Annotated in this window: 21 protein-coding genes; 11 read left to right on the top strand and 10 right to left on the bottom strand. The window is 67.3% G+C overall.

The window, feature by feature from the left end:
• Positions 1–101: 101 nt before the first annotated feature.
• Entirely contained in the window at positions 102–986 is an 885-nt protein-coding gene (locus tag ABE473_RS08800) for a pseudouridine synthase (protein ID WP_346489192.1), read from the bottom strand.
• A 41-nt stretch (positions 987–1,027) separates the two neighbouring features.
• On the opposite strand from ABE473_RS08800, the gene ABE473_RS08795 reads away from it, so the two are divergent.
• The 3 genes from ABE473_RS08795 (at position 1,028) to ABE473_RS08785 (ending at position 4,922) form a co-directional block, all read left to right on the top strand.
• Positions 1,028–1,579 carry a YaeQ family protein gene (locus tag ABE473_RS08795; protein ID WP_346489191.1) on the top strand — a complete coding sequence of 184 codons (552 nt, stop codon included), beginning with the start codon at positions 1,028–1,030 and terminating at the stop codon, positions 1,577–1,579.
• Entirely contained in the window at positions 1,576–2,760 is a 1,185-nt protein-coding gene (locus tag ABE473_RS08790) for an NAD(P)/FAD-dependent oxidoreductase (protein ID WP_346489189.1), read from the top strand. Before ABE473_RS08795 ends, ABE473_RS08790 begins: the two co-directional genes overlap by 4 nt.
• Before the next feature lie 92 nt (positions 2,761–2,852).
• Positions 2,853–4,922 carry an EAL domain-containing protein gene (locus ABE473_RS08785; protein ID WP_346489188.1) on the top strand — a complete coding sequence of 690 codons (2,070 nt, stop codon included), beginning with the start codon at positions 2,853–2,855 and terminating at the stop codon, positions 4,920–4,922.
• 90 nt (positions 4,923–5,012) lie between these two features.
• On the opposite strand, the gene fabV is transcribed toward ABE473_RS08785, so the two are convergent.
• Entirely contained in the window at positions 5,013–6,272 is a 1,260-nt protein-coding gene (gene fabV, locus ABE473_RS08780) for an enoyl-ACP reductase FabV (RefSeq protein ID WP_346489187.1), read from the bottom strand.
• A 634-nt stretch (positions 6,273–6,906) separates the two neighbouring features.
• On the opposite strand from fabV, the gene ABE473_RS08775 reads away from it, so the two are divergent.
• The gene (locus ABE473_RS08775) at positions 6,907–7,578 is read left to right on the top strand and encodes a GAD-like domain-containing protein (protein WP_346489186.1); all 672 of its coding nucleotides are present in this window, start codon (positions 6,907–6,909) and stop codon (positions 7,576–7,578) included.
• A gap of 467 nt (positions 7,579–8,045) precedes the next feature.
• Here ABE473_RS08775 and secF read toward each other — a convergent pair whose 3' ends face one another.
• The 5 genes from secF to queA all read right to left on the bottom strand — a co-directional run bounded on the left by secF (position 8,046) and on the right by queA (position 13,679).
• The gene (gene secF, locus ABE473_RS08770; RefSeq protein WP_346489185.1) at positions 8,046–9,020 is read right to left on the bottom strand and encodes a protein translocase subunit SecF; all 975 of its coding nucleotides are present in this window, start codon (positions 9,018–9,020) and stop codon (positions 8,046–8,048) included.
• 19 nt (positions 9,021–9,039) lie between these two features.
• Positions 9,040–10,893, bottom strand: a complete 1,854-nt coding sequence (secD, locus tag ABE473_RS08765; RefSeq protein WP_346489184.1) for a protein translocase subunit SecD — start codon at positions 10,891–10,893, stop codon at positions 9,040–9,042.
• 58 nt (positions 10,894–10,951) lie between these two features.
• Entirely contained in the window at positions 10,952–11,296 is a 345-nt protein-coding gene (yajC, locus tag ABE473_RS08760; protein ID WP_019183141.1) for a preprotein translocase subunit YajC, read from the bottom strand.
• Positions 11,297–11,450: 154 nt separating this feature from the next.
• On the bottom strand, positions 11,451–12,581 hold the full coding sequence (gene tgt, locus ABE473_RS08755) for a tRNA guanosine(34) transglycosylase Tgt (RefSeq protein ID WP_176989755.1): 1,131 nt from the start codon (positions 12,579–12,581) through the stop codon (positions 11,451–11,453).
• Positions 12,582–12,647: 66 nt separating this feature from the next.
• Complete coding sequence (gene queA / locus ABE473_RS08750; protein WP_346489183.1) at positions 12,648–13,679, bottom strand: tRNA preQ1(34) S-adenosylmethionine ribosyltransferase-isomerase QueA; 1,032 nt, start codon at positions 13,677–13,679, stop codon at positions 12,648–12,650.
• 247 nt (positions 13,680–13,926) lie between these two features.
• Between queA and ABE473_RS08745 the strand changes: the two genes are divergently transcribed.
• Positions 13,927–15,423 carry an aminotransferase class III-fold pyridoxal phosphate-dependent enzyme gene (locus ABE473_RS08745; protein ID WP_346489182.1) on the top strand — a complete coding sequence of 499 codons (1,497 nt, stop codon included), beginning with the start codon at positions 13,927–13,929 and terminating at the stop codon, positions 15,421–15,423.
• 237 nt (positions 15,424–15,660) lie between these two features.
• The gene (locus ABE473_RS08740; protein WP_123729018.1) at positions 15,661–16,254 is read left to right on the top strand and encodes a TIGR00730 family Rossman fold protein; all 594 of its coding nucleotides are present in this window, start codon (positions 15,661–15,663) and stop codon (positions 16,252–16,254) included.
• 21 nt (positions 16,255–16,275) lie between these two features.
• Here the strand turns inward: ABE473_RS08740 and ABE473_RS08735 are convergent, their stop codons facing one another.
• Positions 16,276–19,125 (bottom strand): EAL domain-containing protein, encoded by a 2,850-nt coding sequence (locus ABE473_RS08735; protein WP_346489181.1) that lies wholly within the window; start codon positions 19,123–19,125, stop codon positions 16,276–16,278.
• A 204-nt stretch (positions 19,126–19,329) separates the two neighbouring features.
• On the opposite strand from ABE473_RS08735, the gene ABE473_RS08730 reads away from it, so the two are divergent.
• From ABE473_RS08730 to ABE473_RS08710, 5 genes are all read left to right on the top strand, one after another.
• Complete coding sequence (locus ABE473_RS08730; protein WP_176989905.1) at positions 19,330–19,884, top strand: RNA polymerase sigma factor; 555 nt, start codon at positions 19,330–19,332, stop codon at positions 19,882–19,884.
• Positions 19,881–20,822 (top strand): hypothetical protein, encoded by a 942-nt coding sequence (locus ABE473_RS08725; RefSeq protein ID WP_346489180.1) that lies wholly within the window; start codon positions 19,881–19,883, stop codon positions 20,820–20,822. Before ABE473_RS08730 ends, ABE473_RS08725 begins: the two co-directional genes overlap by 4 nt.
• A gap of 44 nt (positions 20,823–20,866) precedes the next feature.
• Complete coding sequence (locus ABE473_RS08720) at positions 20,867–21,475, top strand: YigZ family protein (protein ID WP_346489179.1); 609 nt, start codon at positions 20,867–20,869, stop codon at positions 21,473–21,475.
• A complete protein-coding gene (locus tag ABE473_RS08715) occupies positions 21,468–23,234 on the top strand; it encodes an ABC transporter transmembrane domain-containing protein (RefSeq protein ID WP_346489178.1) in 1,767 nt (588 codons plus the stop codon). Before ABE473_RS08720 ends, ABE473_RS08715 begins: the two co-directional genes overlap by 8 nt.
• A gap of 67 nt (positions 23,235–23,301) precedes the next feature.
• Positions 23,302–23,496, top strand: a complete 195-nt coding sequence (locus tag ABE473_RS08710; protein WP_346489177.1) for a hypothetical protein — start codon at positions 23,302–23,304, stop codon at positions 23,494–23,496.
• Between the two features lie 147 nt (positions 23,497–23,643).
• Here the strand turns inward: ABE473_RS08710 and ABE473_RS08705 are convergent, their stop codons facing one another.
• A complete protein-coding gene (locus ABE473_RS08705; protein WP_346489176.1) occupies positions 23,644–24,756 on the bottom strand; it encodes a prephenate dehydrogenase in 1,113 nt (370 codons plus the stop codon).
• Positions 24,753–25,661 carry a pyridoxal kinase gene (gene pdxY, locus ABE473_RS08700; protein ID WP_019183153.1) on the bottom strand — a complete coding sequence of 303 codons (909 nt, stop codon included), beginning with the start codon at positions 25,659–25,661 and terminating at the stop codon, positions 24,753–24,755. Before pdxY ends, ABE473_RS08705 begins: the two co-directional genes overlap by 4 nt.
• Positions 25,662–25,810: the final 149 nt, after the last annotated feature.

Genomic DNA, 25,810 nt, shown 5'->3' with positions numbered 1-25,810 from the left:
GAGGCCCGGTCCTGGTAGTGCCGGCCGCTGGCCGGCTCCTCCGTAGCACCCGGTGACCACAGGACCGACCATGGCCCCCGGCAGCCGGCCAGCGGCCGGCCCTACAGGTGAAGCGACAGGCCGCTGGAGAACGTGCGCCGCTCCCCGGTCAACGGATCATCGAACGCCAATTCCTTGGCCAGCAGCTGCAGCGGCGCGTCCGCCGGCGCGTCCGCGAGCAGCTCCGGGTACAGATCGTCGCCCAGGATCGGCGCGCCCAGTCCTGCCATGTGCACGCGCAGCTGGTGCTTGCGGCCGGTGACCGGGTGCAGCCGGTAGCGCCAGACCGGTCCGGCGCCGTCGATCACCTCGATGCGGGTCCGCGCATTGGGCTCACCGGGCACCTCGGCCATGCGGAAGAACGGCTCTCCCGGGACCAAGCGGGTCTGCCGCTCCAGCGGGAACGGAAGTTCGGGCAGTCCCGGCGCCAGCGCCTCGTACACCTTGTCGATCCGGCGCTCGCGGAACAGGCGCTGGTAGGCATCACGACTGTCCGGCCGGGTCGAGAACAGCACCAGCCCGGCGGTCAGCCGGTCCAGGCGGTGCAGCGGCACCAGGTCGCGGTTGCCGGTGCGCGCCACCAGCCGGGCCAGCAGCGTCTCGCGCACGTAGCCCCCGGCCGGGGTGACCGGCAGGAAGTGCGGCTTGTCGGCCACCAGCAGGTGCGCGTCCTGGTGGACGATGGTCTCCACGAACGGAATCACCGGCTCATCGGCCACTTCACGGAAATACACGATCTCCAGCCCGACCTGCCAGGCAGCAGCCGGCCGCAGCGCCCTGCCCTGCACATCCTGCACCCGCCCACGGGCGAAGCGGTCCACCCACTGCGCGCGGTCGATGCGAGGGAAGCGCGCGCACAGCCCGTCGAGCAGGCTGGGCCAGTCGCCGGGCGGCAACTGCAGGCGGCTGGGCGCGGGGGCAGCGAGGATCGGATCGGACGGGCTCATGGCGAACCATTATCATGGCGCTCTTTGTTTCAGGTATCCCCATGGCCCTCACCGCCACCATCCGCAAGGCCGAACTGCAGATCAGCGACATGGACCGCGGCTATTACGCCAGCCACACGCTGACGCTGGCCCAGCACCCGTCCGAGACCGATGACCGCCTGATGGTGCGCCTGCTCACCTTCGCGCTGAACGCCGATGACCGGCTGGAATTCGGCCGCGGCCTGAGCGTGGACGACGAGCCGGACCTGTGGCGCCGCGATTACACCGGCGACGTCGAACTGTGGATCGAACTGGGCCAGCCCGACGAGTCGCGCCTGCGCAAGGCCGCCGGCCGCGCGCGTGCGGTGCAGCTGGTCACCTACGGTGGCCGCGCCGCCGATATCTGGTGGGACCGCAACGCCTCCGCGCTGAAGAAGCTGTCCGCGCTGGAAGTGATGGACCTGCCGGGCGAGTTCGTCACCGAATGGGGCGCGCAGATCGAACGCACGATGCAGTGGGACGTGCAGATCCAGGACGGCGAAGTGCAGTTGACGTCCGACAAGGCGCAGCTCAGCGTCATCCCGACCTGGCGCAAGCAGAAGCCGCAGGCGTGAGTGTGATCCGCTGCGACGTGCTGGTCATCGGGGCCGGTGCGGCCGGGCTGATGTGTGCGCTCACGGCGGGCCGGCGCGGACGCATCGTGCAGGTGATCGACCACGCCAACAAGGTCGGCAAGAAGATCCTGATGTCCGGCGGCGGGCGCTGCAACTTCACCAATACCGGCACCACGGCGGCCAATTTCCTGTCGGCCAACCCGCACTTCTGCAAATCCGCGCTGGCCCGTTACACGCCCTGGCACTTCATCGAGATGGTGGAGCGGCACGGCATCGCGTATCACGAAAAAGAGCTGGGCCAGCTGTTCTGCGACATCTCCTCCAAGCAGATCGTGAAGATGCTGGTGGACGAATGCCAGGCCGCCGGCGTGCAGATCCGCACCGACTGCGGGGTGCAGAAGGTGGAGCGCGGCACGGACGGCTTCCACGTGCACACCGCGCAGGGGCATTTCCATGCCGCCTCGCTGGTGGTGGCCACGGGCGGCCTGTCGATCCCGAGCATGGGTGCGACCGGCTTCGGCTATGAGCTGGCCCGCCAGTTCGGCCATGAGGTCCTGCCGACCCGCGCCGGGCTGGTGCCGCTGACCCTGAGCGGCAAGCACCAGGAGCGCTTCAATGACCTCAGCGGGGTGGCGCTGCCGATCACGGCGCGCTGCAACGACGTCGAGTTCCGCAATTCCATGCTGATCACCCACCGCGGCATCAGCGGCCCGGCGATCCTGCAGATTTCCTCGTACTGGCAGCCCGGCGACGAGCTGCGGCTGGACCTGCTGCCCGGCCAGGACGCGCTGGAGTGGCTGCGCCGGATGAAGGCCGAGCGCGGTGCCGCCGAGCTGCGCACGGTGCTGTCCGAGGTGCTGCCGCGCCGGCTGGCGCTGCGCCTGTGCGAGCACTGGCTGCCGGACCGGCTGGTGCGCCAGATCGACGAACCGCAGCTGCGCCAGGCGGCCGATCTGCTGCAGAATTTCCCGCTGGTGGCCAGTGGCACCGAGGGATACCGTACCGCCGAGGTGACGCTGGGCGGGGTCGACACCCGCAAGGTGTCCTCCAGTACATTTGAATCCCAATTGGTTCCCGGCCTGCACTTTATTGGGGAAGTGCTGGACGTGACCGGCTGGCTGGGGGGCTACAACTTCCAGTGGGCCTGGGCCTGTGGCCATGCCGCGGGCAGCGTGGCCTGAGCCGGAACGAACGTTCCGTGATCGGCTGCCGTTTGCCGCATGGACGTAGTCACACGCATCGTGTATCAAGTTTGCAGTCCGGGGAGTAGTGAATGCAGAACGCGAATGACATGACGGTCCGCCTGCTGATCGTGGACGACAGCGGCGAGAACGCCGAGACCATCGTCAGCACGCTGCGCAACAGCGGCATCGCGGTGCGCCCGACGCGCCCGCAGCACAGCGAGGAACTGGCCCAGGTGCTGGGCACCCAGCCGATCGACCTGGTGCTGGTCACCGCCGCGCAGAGCATCCCGCTGCTGCAGGTGACCCAGCAGATCGCCGCCAGTGGCAAGGACATCCCGATGATCCTGCTGGCCGAATCGATCAACGAAAACGAGTGGGTCGAGGCCGGCGCCAACGGCATCCGCGCCATTGCCCTGCGCCACCGCCCCGAGCACCTGCTGGCGGTGGTCCGCACGGAATGGACCGATCTGCATGCGCGCCGCGGGCTGCGCCGGATTGAGGCGCAGATGCGCGAGACCGAGCGCCGCTGCGACGCGCTGATCTCCTCCTCGCGCGACCCGATCGCCTACGTCCATGAAGGCATGCACATCCGGGCCAACGAGGCCTACCTGGAGATGTTCGGCTACGAGGCCTTCGACGACGTGGAAGGCATCTCGCTGCTGGACATGGTCGCCCCGCAGCACGTGGACGGCTTCAAGCAGCTGCTCAAGTCGATGAGCAAAGGCGATGCCCCGCCCCCGCAGTACCAGGTGGATGCGCGCAACCAGGACGGCGCGGTGTTCCCAGCGACGATGGAGTTCACCCAGGCCAGCTACGAGGGTGAATCCTGCCTGCAGGTGGTGTTCCGCCGGCGCATGGAATTCGACCCGGAGCTGGCGCGCGAGGTCGAAGACCTGCGCCAGCGCGACCAGGTCACCGGCCTGCTCAACCGCCCGACCTTCATGCTGCACGTCGAGAACGCGGTCGCCCAGGCCGGCCGCAGCGAAGGCCGTTTCGGTCTGCTGCTGATCGAGCCGGACCATTACGCGCGCCTGCTGCCGGAGATCGGCCTGGACTCGGCCGATGCGCTGATCGGCGCCCTCGCCCGCGTGCTGGCCCAATCGGTTGGCGACACCGCCCAGGTGGCCCGCTTCGGCGAACACAGCTTCGCGGTGCTGACCGAGGGCGCGTATGCGCAGACTGTCGCGTTGGCCGACCAGATCCGTGACGCCTTCGCCGGGCAGGTGTTCAGCATCGGCGAGCGCTCGGCCACGGTCACGGTCAGCGTGGGCGGCGTGCAGGTCGGCGAGAAGATCGCGAGCATCGGCCAGGTGCTGGCCCGCGCCACGGAGTGCACGCAGGCCGCACTGGAGCTGGGCAACACCACGCGGGTATTCGACCCGGCCGCAGTGGACCGCGTGGAGGAAGAGCGCATCCAGCACTGGGTGGCACGCATCCGCCAGGCGCTGGAAGGCGATGGCTTCCAGCTGCATTACCAGCCCGTGCTCAACCTGCAGGGCGAGGCGCTGGAGCTGTACGAGGCGTACCTGCGCCTGGAGCACAACGGCGAGCTGCTCAGCCCGACCGCATTCCTGGGCATCGCCGAGGATCACGGCCTGCTGGCCGACATCAACCGCTGGGTGGTCACGCACGCGATCGGCATGCTCGCCGCGCGCAGGCGCGAGGGTCATGTCACCCACATGATGGTCAAGATCACGCCGGAATCGTTCAACGATCCGCAGATGATCGCCACCCTGCGCCGCGAGCTGCAGGCCCAGGGGGTGCCGGGCGAACAGCTGTGGCTGCACGCGCCGGAGGCCAAGGTGTTCACCCATCTGCGCAACGCGCAGCAGTTCCTGTCGGCGGTCGCGCCGCTGGGCTGCCGGATCGGCCTGGAGCAGTTCGGTTCGGGGCTGGATTCGTTCCAGCTGCTGGCGCATTTCCAGCCGCAGTTCCTCAAGCTGGACCGCGATTTCACCTGCGATTTCGCCAGCACCCGCGAACACAGCGAGAAGATCAGCGAGATCACCGCCCGTGCGCAGGCGGCCAATATCCAGACCATCGCCGAGTTCGTCGCCGATGCCAACTCGATGAGCCTGTTGTTCAGTGCCGGCGTGGATTACGTGCAGGGCGAGTTCGTCGGCCCCGCCGGCCCGGCGATGAATTTCGATTTCAGTTGAGGGGGAGCGTCACGACCAACGGTCGTGACCCACCGATCATGCGGCGCGGGGCGGTAGATGCCGACCGTGGGTCGGCATCGATCCTTCCGATCAGGCCATCTCGACCAGGTTCGGAATCTTCACATCGGTCGCGACGTCGGCGTCGTAATCCACGCCCTCCACGCCGAACCCGAACAGGCGCAGGAAGTCGGCCTTGTAGCCGGCCAGATCGCTGATCTCGTACAGGTTTTCGTTGGTGACCTGCGGCCACAGCGCGACCACCTCACCCTGCACTTCCGGCGCCATTTCCTTGTAGTCCGCGCGCAGGCGGCCGGCGTCATCGATCAGCGCGACCTTGCGGCCGCCGTCGGTGACCAGGTCATGGCGCAGGCGCTCGGTGGCGGTACCCGCGTCCTTGCCGCCGTAGAGTATGTCGTACAGCGTATCAAGCTGCTCGATGCAGCCTTCGTGCGTGCCCTTGGCCTTCATCACCTTGAACAGCAGCGACAGGTACAGCGGCATGGTCGGGATCGCCGAGCTGGCCTGGGTGACCACTGCCTTGAGCACGGACACGCGCGCATCGCCACCGATCGGGGCCAGCTTCTGGCGCAGGCCGACGACCTTCTCGTCCAGATCCTTCTTGGCCGCGCCGATGGAGCCGTTCCAGTAGATCGCCTGGGTGATTTCCTCACCGACGTAGGTGAACGCCGTGGTGGTCGCGCCTTCGGCCAGCACACCGGCCTCCAGCAGCGCATCGATCCACATCTGCCAGTCTTCGCCGCCCATGACGGCAACGGTGCCGGCGATCTCTTCCGGCGTCGCCGGCTCGATCGTGGTCTCGGTGATCACTTCCTTGTCGGTGTCCAGGCCACGCAGCGTGATCGGCGCACCGATCGGCTTGAGCGTGGAGCTGATCACTTCACCGGTCTTGGGGTGCTTGCGGCGCGGCGCAGCCAGGCTGTACACCACCTGGTCGACCTGGCCGAGATCCTGCTTGATCAGCTCGATGACCTTGGCCTTGACCTCGTCGGAGAAGGCATCGCCATTGACGCTCTTGGCGTACAGGCCGGCCTGCTCGGCGTACTTGTGGAACGCGGCGGTGTTGTACCAGCCAGCCGTGCCCGGCTTGCTCTCGGTGCCTGGGCGCTCGAAGAACACCCCCAGCGTCGCCGCATCGCTGCCGAAGGCGGCGGTGATGCGCGCAGCGAGTCCGTAGCCGGTGGAGGCGCCAAGCACCAGCACCTTCTTCGGGCCGTTGGCGATCTTCGGCTTGGACTGGATGTAATCGATCTGCTGCTTGACGGCCGCATCGCAGCCGACGGGATGGGTGGTGACGCAGATGAAGCCGCGCACACGCGGTTTGATGACCATGTAAACCTCGAGGGGGACTGGCGCAGGGCGGACCGGCGCGATGAAAAGGGAGGTCGCGCGCCACCTGGGCGGCTGCGCGGAACGCAAGGGATCGTAGTGCGCAGCGCTGCGGAGTACAACCGACGGGGGTGTATGTTCCTTGTGGCCTGGGACCGGTGAGGGCAGCTCGGGACGCGCCGTGAATCCGTCCTTGGAGGCTCGACACCCGCATCCATGCGGGTGACGGTCCCGCCCTGCCCTCACCGGCCCCTGCCCGACACAGGGCCGCTACGGATGGGAGAGCAGCCACGCATGCCGTGGCTCTACTCTTGATACCCCGCGTGATATGGCCTCTGACCGGGCCGCCGCCGTCGGATCGTTATCGCCCGCCTGGCAGCGCCGAAAATCTAACGCGCGGCGAACCACGCAGGATTCGACACCTAGCAGTCTTGAGAGTTTTGTCAGTTCCTGCGGAGCCGCCCACTGAAAAAGCTGATCCCGCCAGTTCTTGACGCATCTTGCACCCATATTGAAAGTCCCCCGGACAGGGGCTAGTGCCTTGAGTTAGGTTTCGGACCTGCACCTTCCGACCGCAGTAAATTTGCGGAAGCGCGAGTGCCAGACCGGACAAACACCGACAGCACAAACTGGGCCTATGAGCGAATTCGCTGATTACTTCATCAAAAGATACGGGAGCCCGGAGCTCACCGTTGCGTTGAGACCCGACGAGCTGGATCAAGCAGAACGCGTGCTTCCCCAACAGTTGATTGAGCTCTATCGGCGCTTTGGCCGATGCGTCATGCGTGGCGGGCGCATCCAACTCTGTCTCCCTGATGATCTTGGCCCCGTCCTTGACCAGACGTTCGACGGAGATGAAACGTTCTCAAGCTCAAACACACACGCATTCGCTTATACCGCGTTCGGATGTATCTACTTCTTTCACGAATCACTAGGTCTGGGGTCGGTCGACCTACTAACCGGTCATGTCGAGGTAGAAGATCTGACATCCCCACCTCCACCAGGTACGCCGATTGACACGGCTGTTCACATTCCCCTGGTCCTGAGCGACGAATCTCTGGACTTTCGGGATCTGGACGGAAACCCGCTGTTTGAGAGAGCTACCAAGGCATTGGGGACGCTGCAGATCGGCGAATGTTATGGCTTCTTCCCAGCACTCGGCCTCTGTGGCATTGCACATATCGATTACGTTCGCAGAACACCCGCTAGAGCGCATATGTCATTGATCTGCCAAATGACGGAGTTTGCGATCTTCGGCACGACAGAGACGTACAGCCTGTTTTTGCACCGAAAAGTAGGGCCTCAATGAGACCCTGCTTCGCATAGCGGCAGCGTGCGCTCCGATCCGCTGCGAAGCAGCCACACATGTCCTGGAAAGATCCGCCCGATTGCTTCCTCGTACACAACAGTTGCTAGCGGCAATGGTTGTCTGCGCCAATTGGACCTGACGCTGGCATCATGCCGGACACCGCGCACGCTCTGCCCGATCCTGCCTTGGCTTCGCTCCACCAACCGCCCTCCCGCACCCTCTCTGGAGGGCGACGGATAGCGATGTGCAGGACCGTTGGAGCGCCAAGGATGGCGCTCACGAGCCCCCAAGGATGGGTTTACGGCGGGTCCAGCACAGCGCTATCCGTCGCCCTCCAACCATGAGAACCCGAGGCGCCGCTCTGGCTCTGGCTCTTGTAAGGCTCCCGATCCAGCCGACTCGACGCACACCCAAAAGAAAGGCCGCGCAATGCGCGGCCTTCCGGATGTTGCAGGCCACCAGAAACCTTACGGACGACGCTCCAGCGCTTCCATGTCCTTGGCCTTCGGCAGCAGATCCTGCTTGCTCACCGCCAGCGCGCCCATCGTCAGCAGCGGGCAGGCAATGAAGATCGACGACAGCGTACCGATCACCGCACCAATCATCTGGCTCAGCGCCAGCCCTTCCAGCGAACCACCGCCGTACAGGTACAGCGCCAGCACCGACAGGAAGAACACCAGCGAGGTGATGATCGTGCGCGACAGCGTCTGGTTGATCGACCGGTTCATCACTTCCAGCGGCTCGACACGCAGGCTGCGGAAGTTTTCACGCACACGGTCGAACACCACGATGGTGTCGTTGATCGAGAAGCCCATCACCGACAGCAGGCCGGCCAGCACGGTTAGATCGAACTCGCGGCCACTCAGGGAGAAGTAACCGGCCACCACCAGCACGTCGAACAGCGTGGTGATGATCGCCACCGTCGCGAACTTCCACTCGAAGCGGAAACCGATGTAGATCAGGAAACCGATCAGCACGAACAGCGCCGCGTACAGGCCGTTCAGGGCCAGCTCCTTGCCGACCTGCGGGCCCACGAACTCGGCACCCACGATGGCGGCCTGGTTGCCCTCCACCGAGATCGCCTTCTGCACGGCCTGGGCGGTGCGGCTGTTGGCTTCACCGGCATTCTCGCCAGCGGCCATCTCCTGCGGCTGCAGACGGATCAGCAGGTTGCTGCCGCTGCCGAAGCTCTGCACCTGGGCACCGGCATAGCCGGCACCTTCCAGATGCTCGCGGACGGCATCGACGTCAGCGGGCTTGTCGAAGCGCACTTCGACCACGGTGCCGCCGGTGAAGTCCAGCGCGTAGTTGAAGCCCTTGAAGGCAATGCAGCCGATGGCGGCAATGAACACCAGCGCCGCCAGCGACACGGCCACCCAGCGGGTGCGCATGAAGTCGAACTTGGTGTCGTTCGGGATCAGATGCAACGGGAAAAGTTTCATGGTTTCTATTCGCTTCCCGTCAGATGGCCAGGGTCTTGAGCTTCTTGCGGCGGCTGTAAAGCAGCACGGCAAGGGCACGCGAGACGGTGATTGCAGTGAACATGGAGGCCAGGATGCCGACGATCATGGTCACGGCGAAGCCCTTCAGCGGGCCGGTACCGAACGCATACAACGCCACACCCGCCAGCATGCCAGTAAGGTTGGCGTCCAGGATGGTTCCGGAAGCCTTCTCGTAACCGGCGACGATGGCCGACTTGGGCGGCATGCCGGCCCGCAGCTCTTCACGGATACGTTCGTTGATCAGCACGTTGGCGTCGACCGACAGGCCGATCGACAGCGCCAGACCAGCAAAGCCCGGCAGCGTCATCGTCGCACCGAACAACGACATCACCGCCACCACGATCAGCAGGTTGAACAGCATGGCCACCGAGGTGATCACGCCGAACATGCGGTAGTACACCGTGAAGAAGATCAGGGTGAACAGGAACGCGAAGCCGACCGCGGTCACGCCGCGCTCGACGTTCTCCGCACCCAGGCTCGGGCCGACGATGCGCTCTTCGACGAAGTCCATCGGCGCGGCCAGCGAGCCGGATTTCAGCAGCTTGGCCAGGTTGTCCGCTTCAAGCTTGTCCAGGCCGGTGGTCTGGAAGTTCTTGCCGAACACGCCGTTGATGTTGGCGACCGAGATCACCTCCTCCTTGACGCGGAAGCTGCGCACTTCCTTGCCGTCAACCACGTTCACGGTCGGGATGCGTTCGGTGTAGACCACCGCCATCGGCTTGTTCACGTTGGCGCTGGTGAAGTCGAACATGCGCTGGCCGCCGACATTGTTCAGCGTCACGCTGACCGCCGCCGAACCGTTCTGGTCGGTGGTGGCCTGCGCGGCGACCATCTGGTCACCGGTGACGATCACGCGCTTGTTGAGCAGGATCGGGCCGCGGTTGTCGCGCTGCTGGTAGACCTTGGCCTCCGGCGGAATGCGGCCGCTGGTGATCGCATCCTGGGCATTGCCCTCGACCACGGCGCGGTATTCCAGCGTCGCGGTGGCGCCGATCATGCGCTTGGCTTCGGCGGTGTCCTGCACGCCCGGCAGCTGCACGACCACGCGGTCGGCACCCTGGCGCTGGATGATCGGCTCGGCCACGCCGAGCTGGTTGACACGGTTGCGCAGGGTATTGACGTTCTGCTCGATGGCGCCATTGGCGATCGCGGTCAGTTCGGCCTCGGGCATGCTCACGGTGATGCGGTTGCCCGCCACTTCGTAGCCCAGCGTCGGCTGCGCCTTGACCATCACTTCGCGGGCACGCGCCGCCGCATCGGCACCGGCGGACGGGCTGATGGTGGCCACGATGGTGTTGTCACCACGACGCTCGACCGACTGGTAGGCGATGCGGGCATCACGCAGGCTGGTCCGCACGTCTTCGGCGTAGGCATCCAGACGCTTGTCCAGGGCCGCCTTCTGATCGACCTGAAGCACGAAGTGCACGCCGCCCTGCAGATCCAGGCCCAGCACCATCGGCTTGGCGCCGAGGTCGCTCAGCCAGTCCGGCACGGTGGAGGCCAGGTTCAGGGCGACCACGTAGTCCTCGCCCATCTCGTCGCGCAGGGCGTCGTTGGCGGCGGTCTGCGCCTGCAGCGTCGGCAGGCGCACGATCAGGCTGTCGCCTTCCTTGGCCACCGACAGCGGCTCCACGCCGGCCTGCTTGAGGTCACCCAGCACGCGGTCGCGCAGGGCGTCGTCGATCTGCCCGCCACGGTTGGCGGTGATCTGCACGGCAGGGTCCTTCTGGTAGATGTTGGGCAGTGCATACAACGCACTGACCGCCAGCACGATCAGGATGAGGAAATACTTCCAGCGTGGAAATTCGAGCATTGCTTGGGTCCCGCGCGGTGCCCGTCCCGGCACCGCGGTTGAACGGAAAGGGAGTGGATCAGTTGGCCGACTTCAGCGTGCCGGTCGGCAGCACATTGCCCACGGCGCCCTTCTGCACGCGGATGCGCACGTTCTCGGCCACTTCGATGGTGATGAAGTTGTCGCCGATGTCGGTGACCACGCCGGCGATGCCGCCGTTGGTCAGCACTTCGTCACCGCGCTTGACCTTCTCCAGCATGGCCTTGTGTTCCTTCTGGCGCTTCATCTGCGGCCGGATCATCAGGAAGTACATGATCGCGATCAGGATGATCGGGAACAGCAGGGTGGTCAGACCCATGCCCTGCGGCTGGCCACCGGCGGCCTGTGCGTTGGCGGTGGGAATCAGGAAGGCGAGCAGGTTCATAGTGTGTCCTTGGGTTGGGAGGCGCCCTGCCCCTTTGAGGGTCAGGGAGTCGCCGCGAAACGGGGGTCAGCCTCGAAGTATGCCATGGCCCCGGGAGTTCGTCCTTGGGCCGTTTGGCAGGGTCGGCGCGCCGGAGCGGCCGGCCGGGGTCACTTTACAGCGCGGGCGTGACCGCACCACGGGCCGCGTAGAAAGACTCGCGGAAGGCGGTAAAGGTTCCCGCCGCGATCGCCTCGCGCATGTCGGCCATCAACTTCTCGTAGTAATAGAGGTTGTGGATGGTGCCCAGCATGGGCGCCAGCATCTCGTTGCAGCGGTCCAGGTGGCGCAGGTACGAGCGCGTGTAACCGCTGGTGCAGGCATGGCAGCCGCAGCCGGGCTCGATGGTGTCCATGTCGCGCTCGTAGCGGGCGTTGCGGATGCGCACCGTACCGAACGAGGTGAAATAGTGGCCGTTGCGGGCGTTGCGGGTCGGCATCACGCAGTCGAACATGTCCACCCCGCGGGCGACGCCTTCGACCAGATCTTCCGGGCGGCCCACCCCCATCAGATACCGCGGGCGGTCGGCCGGCAGAATCGGATGCATGTGGTCGAGCATGGCGTTGCGCTCGTGCTCGGGCTCGCCCACGGCCAGCCCGCCGATGGCATAGCCGTCGAAGCCGATCTGCTGCAGGCCCTCGGCCGAGCGGCTGCGCAGATCGTGATGGACACCGCCCTGGACGATGCCGAACAGCGCCGCGTCGTTGCCCAGCTCATCGTGCGCGTTGCGGCTGCGCTGGGCCCAGCGCAGGCTCAGCTCCATCGAGGTGCGCGCGACCGGCTCGGTGGCCGGGTACGGGGTGCACTCGTCGAAGATCATCACCACGTCCGAGTCGAGCACCTTCTGGATGCGCATGCTCTCTTCCGGGCCCAGGAACACGCGGGCGCCGTCGGTCGGCGAGGAGAAGGTCACGCCCTGCTCGGTGATCTTGCGGCGGTGCGCCAGCGAGAACACCTGGAAGCCGCCGGAGTCGGTCAGGATCGGGCCGTTCCAGCGCGCGAAGCCGTGCAGGCCGCCGTGGTCGGCGATCACGTCCAGGCCCGGGCGCAGGTACAGATGGAAGGTGTTGCCGAGGATGATCTCCGCACCCAGCGCGCGGATCTGCTCCGGCAGGATGCCCTTCACCGAGCCATAGGTGCCCACCGGCATGAAGGCCGGGGTTTCCACGGTCCCGCGCGGGAAGGTCAGGCGGCCGCGGCGGGCGCGACCGTCGGTGGTCTGGAGCTGGAACTGGAGTCGGGACATGGAGCGGTCATTCGGGCAAATAGTCTGCCATTGTCGCCGAAAACGGCGGCGCCTGCCCCGCCAGCCTCATTCCCCCTGCGGGAACAGCAGCATCGCATCGCCATAGCTGAAGAACCGGTACTTCTCCGCGATCGCAGCCCGGTAGGCCTCGAACACCCGGGCCTGGCCGGCAAACGCCGAGATCATCATCAGCAGCGTGCTTTCCGGCAGATGGAAGTTGGTCACCATCGCGTCCACGCTGCGGATGCGGTAGCCCGGGGTGATGAAAATCTGGGTTTCCCCGGCGTACGGCAGCAGCTCGCCCTCGCGCATGGCGCTTTCCAACGCCCGCACCACGGTGGTGCCGACCCCGATCACCCGGCCGCCGGCAGCGCGCGTGCGGCGCACCTGCTGGACCAGCTCGGCGCCGACGTTCAGCCATTCGCGGTGCATCACGTGTTCCTTCAGGTCGTCCACGCGGACCGGCTGGAACGTGCCCGCGCCCACGTGCAGGGTCACATGGCCGAAGTCGACGCCGGTGTCCTTCAAGGTGGCCAGCAGGGCCTCATCGAAGTGCAGCCCGGCGGTCGGGGCGGCCACCGCGCCGATCTCGCGGGCGAACACCGTCTGGTAGCGCTCGCGGTCGTCCACCCCCGGCTCGCGCTGGATGTAGGGCGGCAACGGCAGCCGGCCGGCGTGCAGCAGCCACTGCTCCAGCGCTTCGGGCACATGGAACTGCAGCACATAGAACTCGCCATCGCGGCCCAGCACCTCGGCCTCGCCACCCGCATCCAGGGCGATGCGGCTGCCCGGCTTGGGCGACTTGCTGGCGCCGACCTGGGCGCGCGCCTGCTGCCCGCCGAGCAGGCGCTCGATCAGGATCTCGACGCGGCCGCCGCTGGCCTTCTGGCCGAACAGGCGGGCCGGGATCACGCGGGTATCGTTGAACACCAGCAGATCGCCCGCACGCAGCAGCTGCGGCAGGTCGCGCACCTGTCGGTGCTCGAAGGGGGCCGGGGCCGGCGGGACCACCATCAGGCGGCTGGCCGAGCGCTCCGCGAGCGGGGCCTGGGCGATCAGTTCGGGCGGCAGGTCGTAGTTGAAATCGGACTTCTTCAAGGGAGCGCACGGCAACGTGTAGGCAATGTCGGCCATTGTACGACTGGCCCTCGGTGGCAATGCAGCTTTGAGCGAACGTCGCGCAAAATGCTGCTCTGCAACAGTTTTTGACGGGGTTATCGCGCGAAAAACCGCGTGCTAGCATCGAGCCGGAAGTCTGATGCACGAGCAGGAATGCCCGAAGCGCGCGCGAATAGACGCGCGTTTTGCTTTTCCGCCGTGCCGCCATCGTTTCAGGAGATCTGCAATGAGCTTCATCGAACGTCTCGCCCCGCTTCGCGCCCAGCCCGGCACCCGCCTCACCACCGGCCTGGATGACGCCACCCTCGAACGCCTGGCCGCCGGCCACCCCGCCCTGGTCGCCGCCATCGATGCCGCCGCCGCTGAATTCGAGCGTGTGCGCGCCGATCTGGGCGACCTGCTGGCCCTGGACGAGCGCGCCCAGATCGATGCGATGCAGGAGGGGTTCGTCAATTTCTATGCCGATGATGCGGTCACCCCGTATGTCGCCCTCGCCGCCCGTGGCGCGTGGGTCGTCACCCTGAAGGGTGCGGTGCTGTACGACGCCGGCGGCTACGGCATGCTCGGCTTCGGCCACACCCCCGAGGCGGTGATGGAGGCGATGGCCGCCCCGCAGGTGATGGCCAATGTGATGACCCCCAGCCTGTCCCAGCAGCGCTTCATCCAGGCGCTGCGCAAGGAGATTGGTCACCGGCGCGGCGGCTGCCCGTACAGCCACTTCATGTGCCTGAATTCCGGCTCCGAAGCGGTCGGCCTGGCCGCCCGCATCGCCGACGTCAACGCCAAGCTGCAGACCGACCCGGGCGCCCGCCACGCCGGTGCGAAGATCAAGCGCGTGGTGGTCAAGGGCAGTTTCCACGGCCGCACCGACCGTCCGGGCCTGTATTCCGACTCCAGCCGCAAGACCTACATGCAGCACCTGGCCAGCTACCGGGGCGAGGACACGGTCATCGCGATCGCGCCGTATGACGAAGACGCGCTCAAGCGCGTGTTCGCCGAGGCCGAGCAGAACCGCTGGTTCATCGAGGCCGTGTTCCTGGAGCCGGTGATGGGCGAAGGCGATCCGGGCCGTTCGGTGCCGCCATCGTTCTATGCGCTGGCCCGCGAGCTGACCCGCCAGCACGGCAGCCTCCTGCTGCTGGACTCGATCCAGGCCGGCCTGCGCGCGCACGGCGTGCTCTCGATCGTGGATTACCCGGGCTTCGAAGGCCTGGACGTGCCGGACATGGAGACGTATTCCAAGGCGCTCAACGCCGCCCAGTTCCCGCTCTCGGTGCTGGCCGTGACCGGGCATGCCGCGCAGCTGTACCGCAAGGGCATCTATGGCAACACGATGACCTCCAACCCGCGGGCGCTGGACGTGGCCTGCGCCACGCTGTCGCTGCTGACGCCGCAGGTGCGCGAGAACATCCGCGTGCGCGGTGCCGAAGCGGTGCGCAAGCTGGAGCAGCTGAAGACCGAGCTGGGCGGGCTGATCACCAAGGTGCAGGGCACCGGCCTGCTGTTCTCCTGCGAGCTGGCCCCGCAGTTCAAGTGCTACGGCACCGCTTCCACCGAGGAATGGCTGCGCAACCACGGCATCAACGTCATCCATGGGGGCGAGAACTCGCTGCGCTTCACCCCGCACTTCGGGATGGATGGCGAGGAGCTGGACCTGCTGGTCGGCCTGGTCGGCCGCGCCCTGAAGGAAGGCCCGCGCAAGGAGCAGTCGCAGGCCGCCTGAGTTCGGCGGCCGTGCGGGTGTGAGCCCGCACGGTGGGTAGCCGACCGACGGGAGGAGAAAAGGCAGCCGACCAACGGTCGGCTCTACCCCGCTGGCCGATTGGCCCCCGCGCCCGAAACACGCGATAATCCGGCACCGCACCTGCGGAACGACACCCCGTCACGAGACCAGCGCACCGGTCATCGGCGGGGCTTTTTCGTTTCCGGTTGCTACAGATACGAACAACAGGAAGATCCAATGAAGTCGATTTGCGTTTACTGTGGTTCCAACCCCGGCAGCAAGCCGGTCTATACCGAGCGCGCCATCGCGCTGGGTGACCGCATCGCCCGGGACGGCCTGCGCCTGGTCTACGGCGGGGGCAACGTCGGCCTGATGGGCACCGTGGCCAATGCCGTGCTGGAAGGCGGCGGTGAAGTCACCGGCGTGATCCCGCAGCAGCTGGCGGACTGGGAAGTGGCCCACCGCGGCCTGACCGAGCTGGAAATCGTCGGTTCGATGCACGAGCGCAAGTCGCGCATGTTCGACCTCTCCGATGCGTTCGTGGCCCTGCCCGGCGGCTTCGGCACCATGGAAGAAATCTTCGAGATGCTGACCTGGCGCCAGCTGGGGATCGGCAACAAGCCGTGCGCGTTCCTGGATGTGGACGGCTTCTACGCCCCGCTGATCGGCATGATCGATCGCATGGTCGAAGAGCGCTTCCTGCACCCGGCCCAGCGCGCGGACCTGTGGTACGGCTCGGACATCGATGAAATGCTCGCCTGGATGCGCGCCTACGAGCCGGCGCAGGCGTCCAAGTGGATCGATGAGAAGCGGGCCAACGCGCTGCGTTGATCCACCCGCTGCCGCGACGGTTCAGGCCGTCGCGGTCGCCGCCATCGGGGCCGGCCGGCCGAGCAGGTAGCCCTGGCCGTAATCGCAGCCCAGCTGCAGCAGCGTGTCGTGCTGGGCCTGGGTCTCGATGCCCTCGCCCACGGTTTCGATGCCCAGCGTGCGCGCCAGCGACAGCACGCCCTGCACCAGTGCGCGCGTGCTCTGCATGTCCTGCCCGTGCAGGCCGGCAATGAACGATTGATCGATCTTCAGCGTCGAGATCGGGAACCGGTGCAGGTAGGACAGCGCCGAGAATCCGGTGCCGAAATCATCCAGCTGCACCAGCACGCCGCGGTCACGCAGGGTCTGCAGGATACGCAGCGTACGCGGGCCATCATCGAGCAGCGCCACTTCGGTGATTTCCAGGCGCAACCGGTGCGGATCGGCGCCGGCCGCTTCGATCAGTCCGAACAGGCGGGCGCTGAAGTCGGCCGAGCGGAAGTGCCGCGGCGACACATTCACCGACAGATAACCGCGGCCGCCGCGCGCGAGCTGGGTGATCACCTGCTCGTACAGCAGCCAGTCCACCTGCTCGATCAGGCCGCTCTCCTCGCCCAGGTCCAGGAACGCACTGGGCAGCAGCAGCCCGCGACGCTCGTGCTGCCAGCGCAGCAGGGCCTCGTGGCCGACCAGCTCACCATCGCTGAGTCGCATGATCGGCTGGTAGAACGGCACGAAATCGCGGTTGATGATGGCCCGGCGCAGGTCCGCTTCCAGGTCCAGGCTGCGCAGCGCCTGCTCGCGCATCGCCTCATCGAACACGGCGCAGCGGTCATTGCCCTGCGCCTTCGCCCGGTACATCGCCGCATCCGCATCGCGCACCAGCTCTTCGCCGTTGCGATAGCGCGGATTCCACATGGCAATGCCCAGGCTGCCGGACGGGAACAGCTCGCGCCCCTTCACCCACATCGATTCCTCCAGCGCCACCAGCATGCGCTGCGAGAACTCCAGCGCCGAGGCCAGGCCATCGCCACACTGGAGCAGGATCGCGAACTCGTCACCCCCGAGCCGGGCGACCACGTCCTGTGCGGAAATCATCGAGACGATGCGTTTGGCCACCTCCACCAGCATCTGATCGCCGGCGGCATGGCCGATGCTGTCGTTGACCAGCTTGAACCGGTCCAGGTCCAGGAACAGCACCGCAAAGCCCTGCCCTTCGCTGCCGCGCGCACGCGCGATCGCATCTTCCAGCCGATCCAGCAGGTGCAGCCGATTGGGCAAACCGGTCAGCGCGTCGTGCATGGCCTGGTGGGTCAGGCGCTGTTCGGCACGCAGGCGCTCGCCGATCTGGCCGAGCAGTTTGTCGTTGACGTCGGCCAGCTCGCGGGTTCGCTCGTCCACGCGCTTTTCCAGGTCGGCATGCGCGTTGCGCAGCCGCTCCTGGTCGCGCTGGCGGGACAGGCCGTTGCCGATGTTCTGCGCGACGAAGGTCAGCAGGCGCTGGTCGTGGACGGTGAACACCACCTCCGGCGAATAGCTCTGCACCACGATCACGCCGACCACATCGTCATCGCTCAGCAGCGGCACCCCGAGCCAGCAGTTCGACCGGGCGCCGAACTCACGGACCACGCCGCTGTCGCGCAGCGCGTCGATGCGCTCGCGGGTCGCCAGCAGCGGTTGCCGGTTGCGCACGATGAACTCGGTCAGTCCTTCGCTGAAGGGACGCGGCGCGCGCGACGGGTTGTACTCGTCCACCGAGTACACGAATTCCAGCCCATCGCCCTTTTCGTTGACCAGCGCGATGTAGAAATTGCGTGCGTCCAGCAACGTACCGACGACGCCATGCACCTGGCCGTAATACTGCGACAGCGACTCGGCGCTCATCGCCAGTTCGGCGATGTTGAACAGGGCCAGCTGCAGTTTCTCGGCGCGGCGGCGCTCGACCACCTCCTCCTGCAGGTTTCGGTTGGCGCGCTGCAGCTCCACCGTGCGGCGCTCGACCTGGCGTTCCAGCTGCACCTGCGCCTGGCGCCGGTCCATCGCGGTGAGAATATGCTGGGCGACATAGCCCAGCAGGGTGCGGTCGGCCTCGTCATAGCGCGCGCGGTGTTCGTAGCTCTGGACCACGATCGCGCCGCACACGCGCCCATCGCGCAGCATCGGGACGCCGAGCCAGTCCAGGCTTTCCGGCCCGCGCTGCGGATCGTGCTCGTCATCGAGGGTGGCCAGCAGCTCGCGCGAGGGGCCGCTCAGCGGCTCGCCGTGCCGCAGCAGCGCGAAGGTCAGGCTGCGCGGCATTTCATGTTCTTCGTAGCTGCGGTCCGGGTCGGCGACGAAGTCGTCTTTCTGGTCGGCGAAGTACAGGAAGCGCACCCGGTGCCGGATGTCGTCGTACTCGACGATGAAACAGTTCTGCGCGTACATCAGCGAATTGAGCACGCGGTGGAAGTGGCGCAGCATCTCGGCCATTTCCAGATCGGCGCCGGCGAGATCGGCGATCTCGTACAACGCCTGCTGCAGGCGTTTGGATTCCTCCAGCGAGGCGATCTCGCGACGCTGCCGGGCCAGCGACAAGGTGCTCTGGACCAGCAGGCGTGCGGCCGTCCACCAGCTGTCCGGCGGCGGGCCGGCAGCCAGCGTCACGCTCACGCTCAATCCGGCACCGTCGTGGGTCCAGCGCTGCTGCCATGGCGGCCCGGCCGGGATCGCCGCGCCGCTGCCCTCCGGCTGGCCTTGGCTGCCCTCGCCCAGCAGCGGATCAGACCAGGCCAGTACGACCGCTGCCCCGGCCGGCAACAGGGCGCACAACGCCGTGGCGACTGCGGCAGGGATCACCGCATCACCGTCCCGTTGCACTGAAGAGGTCACCATCTGGCTGGACACGTCGCTCATCTCTCGGGTGCCGGCTGCCCGGCACCTCCCCTGTCCTGCGAGCATAACGCGCGAACCGGGGGGGCAGTGGAAGAGCCCCAACCCCTTCCGGCTCGGCGGGACGTTGTTACTGCCATGCCCCAGGTCATCGCCATGCCAGCCCGTTCCGCCACCCGGCACGCCATCGACTATGCGAACACCCCCGCAGCGCTTACTCTGTGCGGCGTGGATGCCCTCGCCCTGCCGACCGACGAAGCACTGATGCTGGCCTGGGCCGGCGGCGACCTGCGTGCGTTCGAGGCGCTGTATGGCCGCCATCGCAGCCGCCTGTACAGTTTTCTGCTGCGTCAGCTGCGTGACGGAGCGCTGGCCGATGAGATGTTCCAGGATGTCTGGCAGCGGGTGATCGCGGCCCGTGCCGGCTGGCAGCCCGAGGCGGCCTTCACCACCTGGCTGTTCCGGATCGCCCACAACCGCCTCAACGACCATTGGCGCGCCGCCAGGCACCGTCCCTCGGCACCGATCGACGCCGACGAGCGCGTGGCGGCGATCACCGATGCACGGACCCCGGAAACCCAGCTGTCCGACTTCGAACAGCGCCGCCAGCTGCAGTTGGCGATGGAGCAGCTGCCGCCGGAACAGCGCGAAGTCCTGCAGCTGCGTCTGGAACAGGAGCTGAGTCTGGAAGAGATTGCCGAGATCACCGGTGTCGGCCGTGAGACGGTCAAGTCACGGCTGCGCTATGCCATGGACAAACTGCGTGCGGGGTTGAGCGGATGAATCGCCCGGATCCGCTGACGCCCGAAGAACGCGAGCTGGCCCGGCTGCTGGGTCGGCCAAACACGACCTGCCCGGCGCCGTCGATCGACGAGGCCGTGTTGGCCGCCGCGCGTACCGCGGTGGAAGCACCGGCCGCGGACGCGGCCACCTGGAAGCTGCCACCGGACGCCCCGGCACGTTCGCGGCGCCCGCGCTCGCGGCTGCCGGCGGTGTTCGGGCTGGCCGCCTCGGTGATCTTCGCCGTCGGCATCGCCTGGCAGCTCAAGCCCGAAGACCCGCCCGCGCCTCCGCTGGCCGAACCAGTCGCCGCACCCGCATCGAGCGCCGCCGTGACGGAGGCTGCGCCGGCGATGGACGCCGCGCCGCTGCCGGCCCCGGCCGCTGCACCACTGCCCGTCCCGCAGCAGCGCGCGGCGAAGGCGGCAGTAGAGACGCCGGCACCGGCCAGTACGACCGCTGCGCCCGCGCGTGCGCGCGCCGTGTCTGCGCCGCGCCCCGAACCCATTGCCGCACCTGCGCCGCCCGCACCGGCACCGCCACCGGCACCGGCACCGGCACCGATGATGTCCGCTCCCGCACCCGAAGCAGCGGCGTCCCATGCCATGGATGCAGGCGAACCGGCGCTGGACGCCGTCGCGGTGACCGGCTCGACGATCGAGCGCTCGACGCCGGCCAAGCCCGCCCCGGGTGCTCCCGGCGTGATGCGTCGCGCCGCCGCGCCGATGGCCGCACCTGCCTCGGCAGACGATGCCGTGCGTGCACTGCACCAGGCCGTTGCCGCCGATGCCGGCCTGCCCCGCAAGCAGTGGCTCAAGCGCATCCGCGAACGCCGCGACGCCGGTGATGTGGACACCGCGCGCGCCAGCCTGGAGCGCTATCTGCAGCAATACCCGGAAGTACGCATCCCGCGCGACCTGCGCCAGCTGCTCGAGAACTGATGCTGCGCGTACGGTGGCCGGGCATCCCCACTAGAATGAGGGGAATGCCCGATACGCTCGCCACCCCCGTCAGCCACAGCCTGGAGATCAAGCACAGCCGCTTCGTCGCCCATGCCGCGCCGATCCCGCATACGGCCGCCGCGCTGGAGTTCCTGCAGCAGGTTGCCATCGTGGATGCCACCCACAACTGCTGGGCCTATCGCTACGGCAACGAATACCGCTCCAGCGACGATGGCGAACCGTCCGGCACCGCCGGCCGTCCGATCCTGGCCGCGATCGATGGCCAGGGCTTCGATCGGGTGATGGTGGTGGTGACCCGCTGGTATGGCGGCATCAAGCTGGGCGCCGGCGGCCTGGTCCGTGCCTATGGCGGCACCGCCGCCGAATGCCTGCGGGTCGCGCCGCGACTGCCGCTGATCGCCATGGCCGAGCTGGACGTGCACGCCGGCTTCGAGGATCTGGGCCCGCTGCACGCCGCGCTGGGCATGCATCTGGCCGAGAAAGTGGACGAAGGGTTCACCGCCGACGGCGTGAACCTGCACCTGCGCTTGCCGGCCGATCAGGTCGAGCCGTTGAAAAACCGCCTCCGCGACGCCACTCGTGATCGTGTCCGTATTGAATCCCGCACCGAACCAGGCCCATCGAATGACTGACGCACCCGCTCCGCACGACACGCCGATGCGCCGCCTGGGCAGCTTGAACACCCTATGGCCGTTCGTACGCCGGCATGTCGGGCTGTTCAGTGCCTGGCTGGTGGCCCTGGCGGTGTCCTCGGTCGCCACCCTGAGCCTGCCGGTCGCGGTGCGCCAGATGATCGACCACGGCTTCACCAGTGGCGGCCAGATCAACAAGGCCTTCGCGCTGCTGTTCCTGGTCGCGGTGGTGCTGGCCCTGGCCACCGCCGCGCGCTTCTTCTTCGTCTCCCTGCTGGGGGAAAAGGTGGTCGCCGATCTGCGCAGCCGCCTGTATGCGCATCTGATCACGCTGGGCGCCGGCTTCCATGACCGCAGCCGCAGCGGCGAGCTGGTCTCGCGCCTGACCGCCGACAGCGAACTGCTGCGCAGCGTGATCGGCTCGACCATGTCGGTGGCGCTGCGCAGCACCGTCACCGTGATCGGCAGCCTGGTGATGCTGTTCGTCACCAGCCCGCATCTGGCGGCGTGGTCGCTGGTCGGCATTCCGCTGGCCGTGCTGCCGATCATCATCGGCGCCCGCCGCCTGCGCAACATCGCGCGCGCCAGCCAGGACCGCATCGCCGATGCCAACAGCCTGGCCTCGGAAACCTTGGGCGCAGTGCGTACCGTGCAGGCCCACGCCCGCGAACCGTATGAGCGCGGTCGCTTCAACGCCGCCCTCGGCGATGCCATTGGTGCCGCGCGTCGTCGCATCCGCGCGCAGTCGATCGTCACCGCCAGCGCGATCGTGCTGGTATTCGGCGCCATCGTCGGCGTGCTGTGGCTGGGCGCGCACGAGGTAATCGACGGCAACATGAGCGCCGGCACGCTGGGCCAGTTCGTGCTGTATGCGCTGATCGGCGGCGGCTCGGTCGGTGCCTTGGCCGAAGTCTGGAATGAGCTGCAGCGCGCGTCGGGTGGCATGGGCCGGATCGCCGAGCTGCTGCAGGAGGACGTGGAGATCACCGCCCCCGCCCATCCGACCCCGTTGCCGCAGCCGCTGCGTGGCGAAATCCTCTTCGAGGATGTGGTGTTCCATTACCCGCAGCGCCCGGATACCGCCGCGCTGGACCATGTGGACCTGCACGTGCGCCCGGGCGAGACCGTCGCGCTGGTCGGTCCGTCCGGTGCCGGCAAGAGCACCATCCTGTCGATGCTGCTGCGCTTCCACGATCCCGCGGCCGGCCGCATCCTGGTCGACGGCGTGGACCTGCGCGAGGTCGATCCGGCGCAGCTGCGCGAGCAGTTGGCACTGGTGCCGCAGCAGCCCACGTTGTTCGCGAGCAGCGCGTTCGAGAACATCCGCTACGGTCGCCTGGAAGCGAACGATGAAGAGGTGCAGCGCGCGGCCGAAGCCGCCGAGGCCGATGAGTTCCTGCAGGCCCTGCCCGAAGGCTATGCCAGCGAACTGGGCGAGCGCGGCGCGCGCCTCTCCGGCGGCCAGCAGCAGCGCATCGCGATCGCCCGCGCCCTGCTCAAGGACGCACCGATCCTGCTGCTCGACGAAGCCACCAGCGCCTTGGATGCCCAGAGCGAGCGCGCCGTACAGCAGGCCTTGGAGCGTTTGATGGCTGGCCGCACCACGCTGGTGATCGCGCACCGCCTGGCCACCGTGCTCAAGGCCGACCGCATCGTGGTCATGGACCACGGCCGCATCGTCGCACAGGGCACGCATGCCGAGCTGCTGGCCGAGGGTGGTCTCTACGCCGAACTGGCACGCCTGCAATTCATCGATTGATGACGGGCCGGTAACACCGGGCATCGCATCCTGCAGCCCTCACTGGATGCGCTGCAGGAGGTGTTTCATGTCGTTCCGACAGTTCCCCGCCACCGACGCCAACGGCGACGATTACGTCATCATCGAGTTCAAGGATGAGCAGCCCGATGCTTCTGCGGGCAACGGCCAGAGTGCGCGCTACGAGCTGGCCGATGGCCGCCATCTGATCCGCGACGGCCGCGAGTTCCGCACGGCGGGCGGCGAGCTCACCCTCGTCATCTGAGGCGTTGAAAAAAAGTTACGCGGATGTTGGTCAATTTTTGACCAAGCATCTTGACAGCCTTTGCCCGCAAGGCGCGTACGCACTTATCCACATGTTTGTGCGCAGATCATCCACACCCCCTGTGGATGAATGCTGCAGCGCACCGCGTCAGCGGACCAGCACGCGGCCGATGCCCGAGGCATCGATCTCGATGGCCGCCGCCTGCAGCGCGAGGGCATCGCTGCCCGCCACGAAGCCCACCCGGAAGTGCACCTCACCGGTCGGCGTGCGCGAGGAATGGATCGAGGCCAGGCTGACCCCATGCCGCTCGAACACATGCAGCAGTTCGCGCAGCGAACCGGCCCGGTCTTCGGGCAGGTGCACGCTGATCGCGTTGCGCTCGGTGAGGTCGGCCAGCAGGTAGCCGACCCGCTCGAAGGTGTAGTTGCCGTCGGCCAGCACCTCCGTCCCCATGCTGTCACGGTTGTCCAGCAGCAACTGCTGGCGGAACGCTGCGCGCGCCCCGTCATCGCCCTGCTCCAGCTGTGCCCGCAGCTGCTGCAGCTGGGCCAGCAGGCGATCCAGCATCGGTGCCACATGCGGATTGCCGAACTGGATGTCTTCGTAGATCGCCGGATTGAGCGAGAGGATGCGCGCGATGATCGCGGTATCCAGCTCGAACGAGGCCGACCGGTACGGCATCAGCGCCGGCAGCGCGCCCAGGATCGGCGCGTACTCGCGCAGCACGCCGGCCTGCGCCAGATGCGTGGCATGCACCATCGCCTGGACCAGCGCCATGACCTGGTCGTGATGTTCGGGCGTGGCGCGCACGCACTCCGCTTCCAGTGCGTCGCACAGCTGCTGCACGAACGGCTGCCACTGCGCCAGCCGCGCCTGGCAGACCACCATCACCCTGCCCTTCAGCGTGGGTGCCTTGGGCGGGGCCGTCATCGGATGCAGGCCCACCACCTCGGCCTGCGAGGCAAGCATCGCCTCCACCGGTGCGGATTTGACCGAGGTGACATCCAGCCACAGGCGACCGGCTTCACGACCCGCCGATCGCGCGACGTAGTCGGCGATCAGCGCGGGCGTGTGCCGGATCGGTGCCGAGAAGATCAGCACCTGCGCGCGCTCGAGCAGGGTCTCCGGGCTGTCCGACTGCGGATCGGCTGGATCGTGGCCGATCACTTCCAGACCCAGGCGCTGCGCCAGGAACCGGCGCAGCCAGCGCCCGTAGGCACCGTCGCTGCCGACGATGCCGACCACCGGCGTCAGACTCACGCCAGGCGCTCGGGGACGAAGCGATCCGGCAGGGCCAGCGCTGCCGGCGCCGCCGCCAGCACATCGAACTCTTCATGGCCGTTGGCCAGGGTGGTCTCCAGCGCGACGTGCACGCCGGCGATGGCGCGCGAGATCGCCTGTTCGAAGGTTTCCCCACGCAGCAGGAAGGCGACCAACAACGACATCAGCACGTCGCCCGTGCCCGCCACGTCCACCGGCAAATGCGGCGATGACCAGCGCCAGATCGCGTCGCGGCTGACCGCCAGCGTGACCAGCTGGCCCGGATCGCCACCGACGCTGTGCGCCAGCACCCACTCCGGGCCACGCGCCAGCAGCGCCTGTGAGGCGGCGATCGCATCGTCCTGGGCCAGGCTGGGCATCCCGGTCAGGCGGCCGAGTTCAAAGGCATTCGGCGTGACCAGCCAGGCATGCGGCAACAGACGCTCGGCGAAGACTTTTTCCAGGCCTGGCTCGACATAAGGGCCGGTGTGGGTGTCGCCGATGACCGGGTCCAGGCAGTAACGCAGCTGCGGCGAGGACGGCAGCACCGCATCGAGCCAGTCGGCGAAGGCCGCACCGTTGCCAACGCTGCCGAAGTAGCCGGACACCAGCATCCGTGCGCGCTGTGGCAGGCCGCGCTCACCGGCGCCGAGCAGCAGATCGGCGAACCAGTCCGAGGGCAGCACGCGACCGCGCGTCGTTTCGTAGAACGGCGCGTTGCTGAGCAGCGTGGTGGGGATTTCGGCCACGCGCACGCCCAGCGCGCGCAGCGGCGGCACGGCAGCGCTGTTGCCGGCATAGCCGTACACCAGCTGGGACTGCACCGAGATGACGTCGACCGGCGACGGACCGTCCGGGCGCTGGCGGCGGCCGTGGACCAGGTGGCTTTCGAGGGATTCGTTCATGCCGACATTTTACGCCCGGTGCCGCCCGGTAGAGCCACCCCATGGGTGGCTGTCGACTTACCGAGCCACCCGCGCAGCCACCCATGGGGTGGCTCTACACCGCCGTCTGCGCACAAAAAAGCCCCCTGTCGCCAGGGGGCCTTCGGTGG

Source organism: Stenotrophomonas sp. TWI700 (assembly GCF_039673645.1).
GTDB lineage: Bacteria > Pseudomonadota > Gammaproteobacteria > Xanthomonadales > Xanthomonadaceae > Stenotrophomonas > Stenotrophomonas maltophilia_AA.
Note: the sequence above shows the minus strand (reverse complement) of the source record. Positions and strands in the feature narration are given on the sequence as shown.

Bases quoted from the DNA above. Each gene is read 5' to 3' on its own strand.
- ABE473_RS08725 (WP_346489180.1), top strand. From the start codon at position 19,881: ATGAATCGCCCGGATCCGCTGACGCCCGAAGAACGCGAGCTGGCCCGG.
- ABE473_RS08740 (WP_123729018.1), top strand. From the start codon at position 15,661: ATGAAGTCGATTTGCGTTTACTGTGGTTCCAACCCCGGCAGCAAGCCG.
- ABE473_RS08710 (WP_346489177.1), top strand. From the start codon at position 23,302: ATGTCGTTCCGACAGTTCCCCGCCACCGACGCCAACGGCGACGATTAC.
- secF (WP_346489185.1), bottom strand. From the start codon at position 9,020: ATGAAACTTTTCCCGTTGCATCTGATCCCGAACGACACCAAGTTCGAC.
- yajC (WP_019183141.1), bottom strand. From the start codon at position 11,296: ATGAACCTGCTCGCCTTCCTGATTCCCACCGCCAACGCACAGGCCGCC.
- secD (WP_346489184.1), bottom strand. From the start codon at position 10,893: ATGCTCGAATTTCCACGCTGGAAGTATTTCCTCATCCTGATCGTGCTG.
- tgt (WP_176989755.1), bottom strand. From the start codon at position 12,581: ATGTCCCGACTCCAGTTCCAGCTCCAGACCACCGACGGTCGCGCCCGC.
- ABE473_RS08800 (WP_346489192.1), bottom strand. From the start codon at position 986: ATGAGCCCGTCCGATCCGATCCTCGCTGCCCCCGCGCCCAGCCGCCTG.
- ABE473_RS08715 (WP_346489178.1), top strand. From the start codon at position 21,468: ATGACTGACGCACCCGCTCCGCACGACACGCCGATGCGCCGCCTGGGC.
- ABE473_RS08795 (WP_346489191.1), top strand. From the start codon at position 1,028: ATGGCCCTCACCGCCACCATCCGCAAGGCCGAACTGCAGATCAGCGAC.
- fabV (WP_346489187.1), bottom strand. From the start codon at position 6,272: ATGGTCATCAAACCGCGTGTGCGCGGCTTCATCTGCGTCACCACCCAT.
- ABE473_RS08775 (WP_346489186.1), top strand. From the start codon at position 6,907: ATGAGCGAATTCGCTGATTACTTCATCAAAAGATACGGGAGCCCGGAG.
- pdxY (WP_019183153.1), bottom strand. From the start codon at position 25,661: ATGAACGAATCCCTCGAAAGCCACCTGGTCCACGGCCGCCGCCAGCGC.
- ABE473_RS08735 (WP_346489181.1), bottom strand. From the start codon at position 19,125: ATGAGCGACGTGTCCAGCCAGATGGTGACCTCTTCAGTGCAACGGGAC.
- ABE473_RS08745 (WP_346489182.1), top strand. From the start codon at position 13,927: ATGAGCTTCATCGAACGTCTCGCCCCGCTTCGCGCCCAGCCCGGCACC.
- ABE473_RS08785 (WP_346489188.1), top strand. From the start codon at position 2,853: ATGCAGAACGCGAATGACATGACGGTCCGCCTGCTGATCGTGGACGAC.
- ABE473_RS08720 (WP_346489179.1), top strand. From the start codon at position 20,867: ATGCCCGATACGCTCGCCACCCCCGTCAGCCACAGCCTGGAGATCAAG.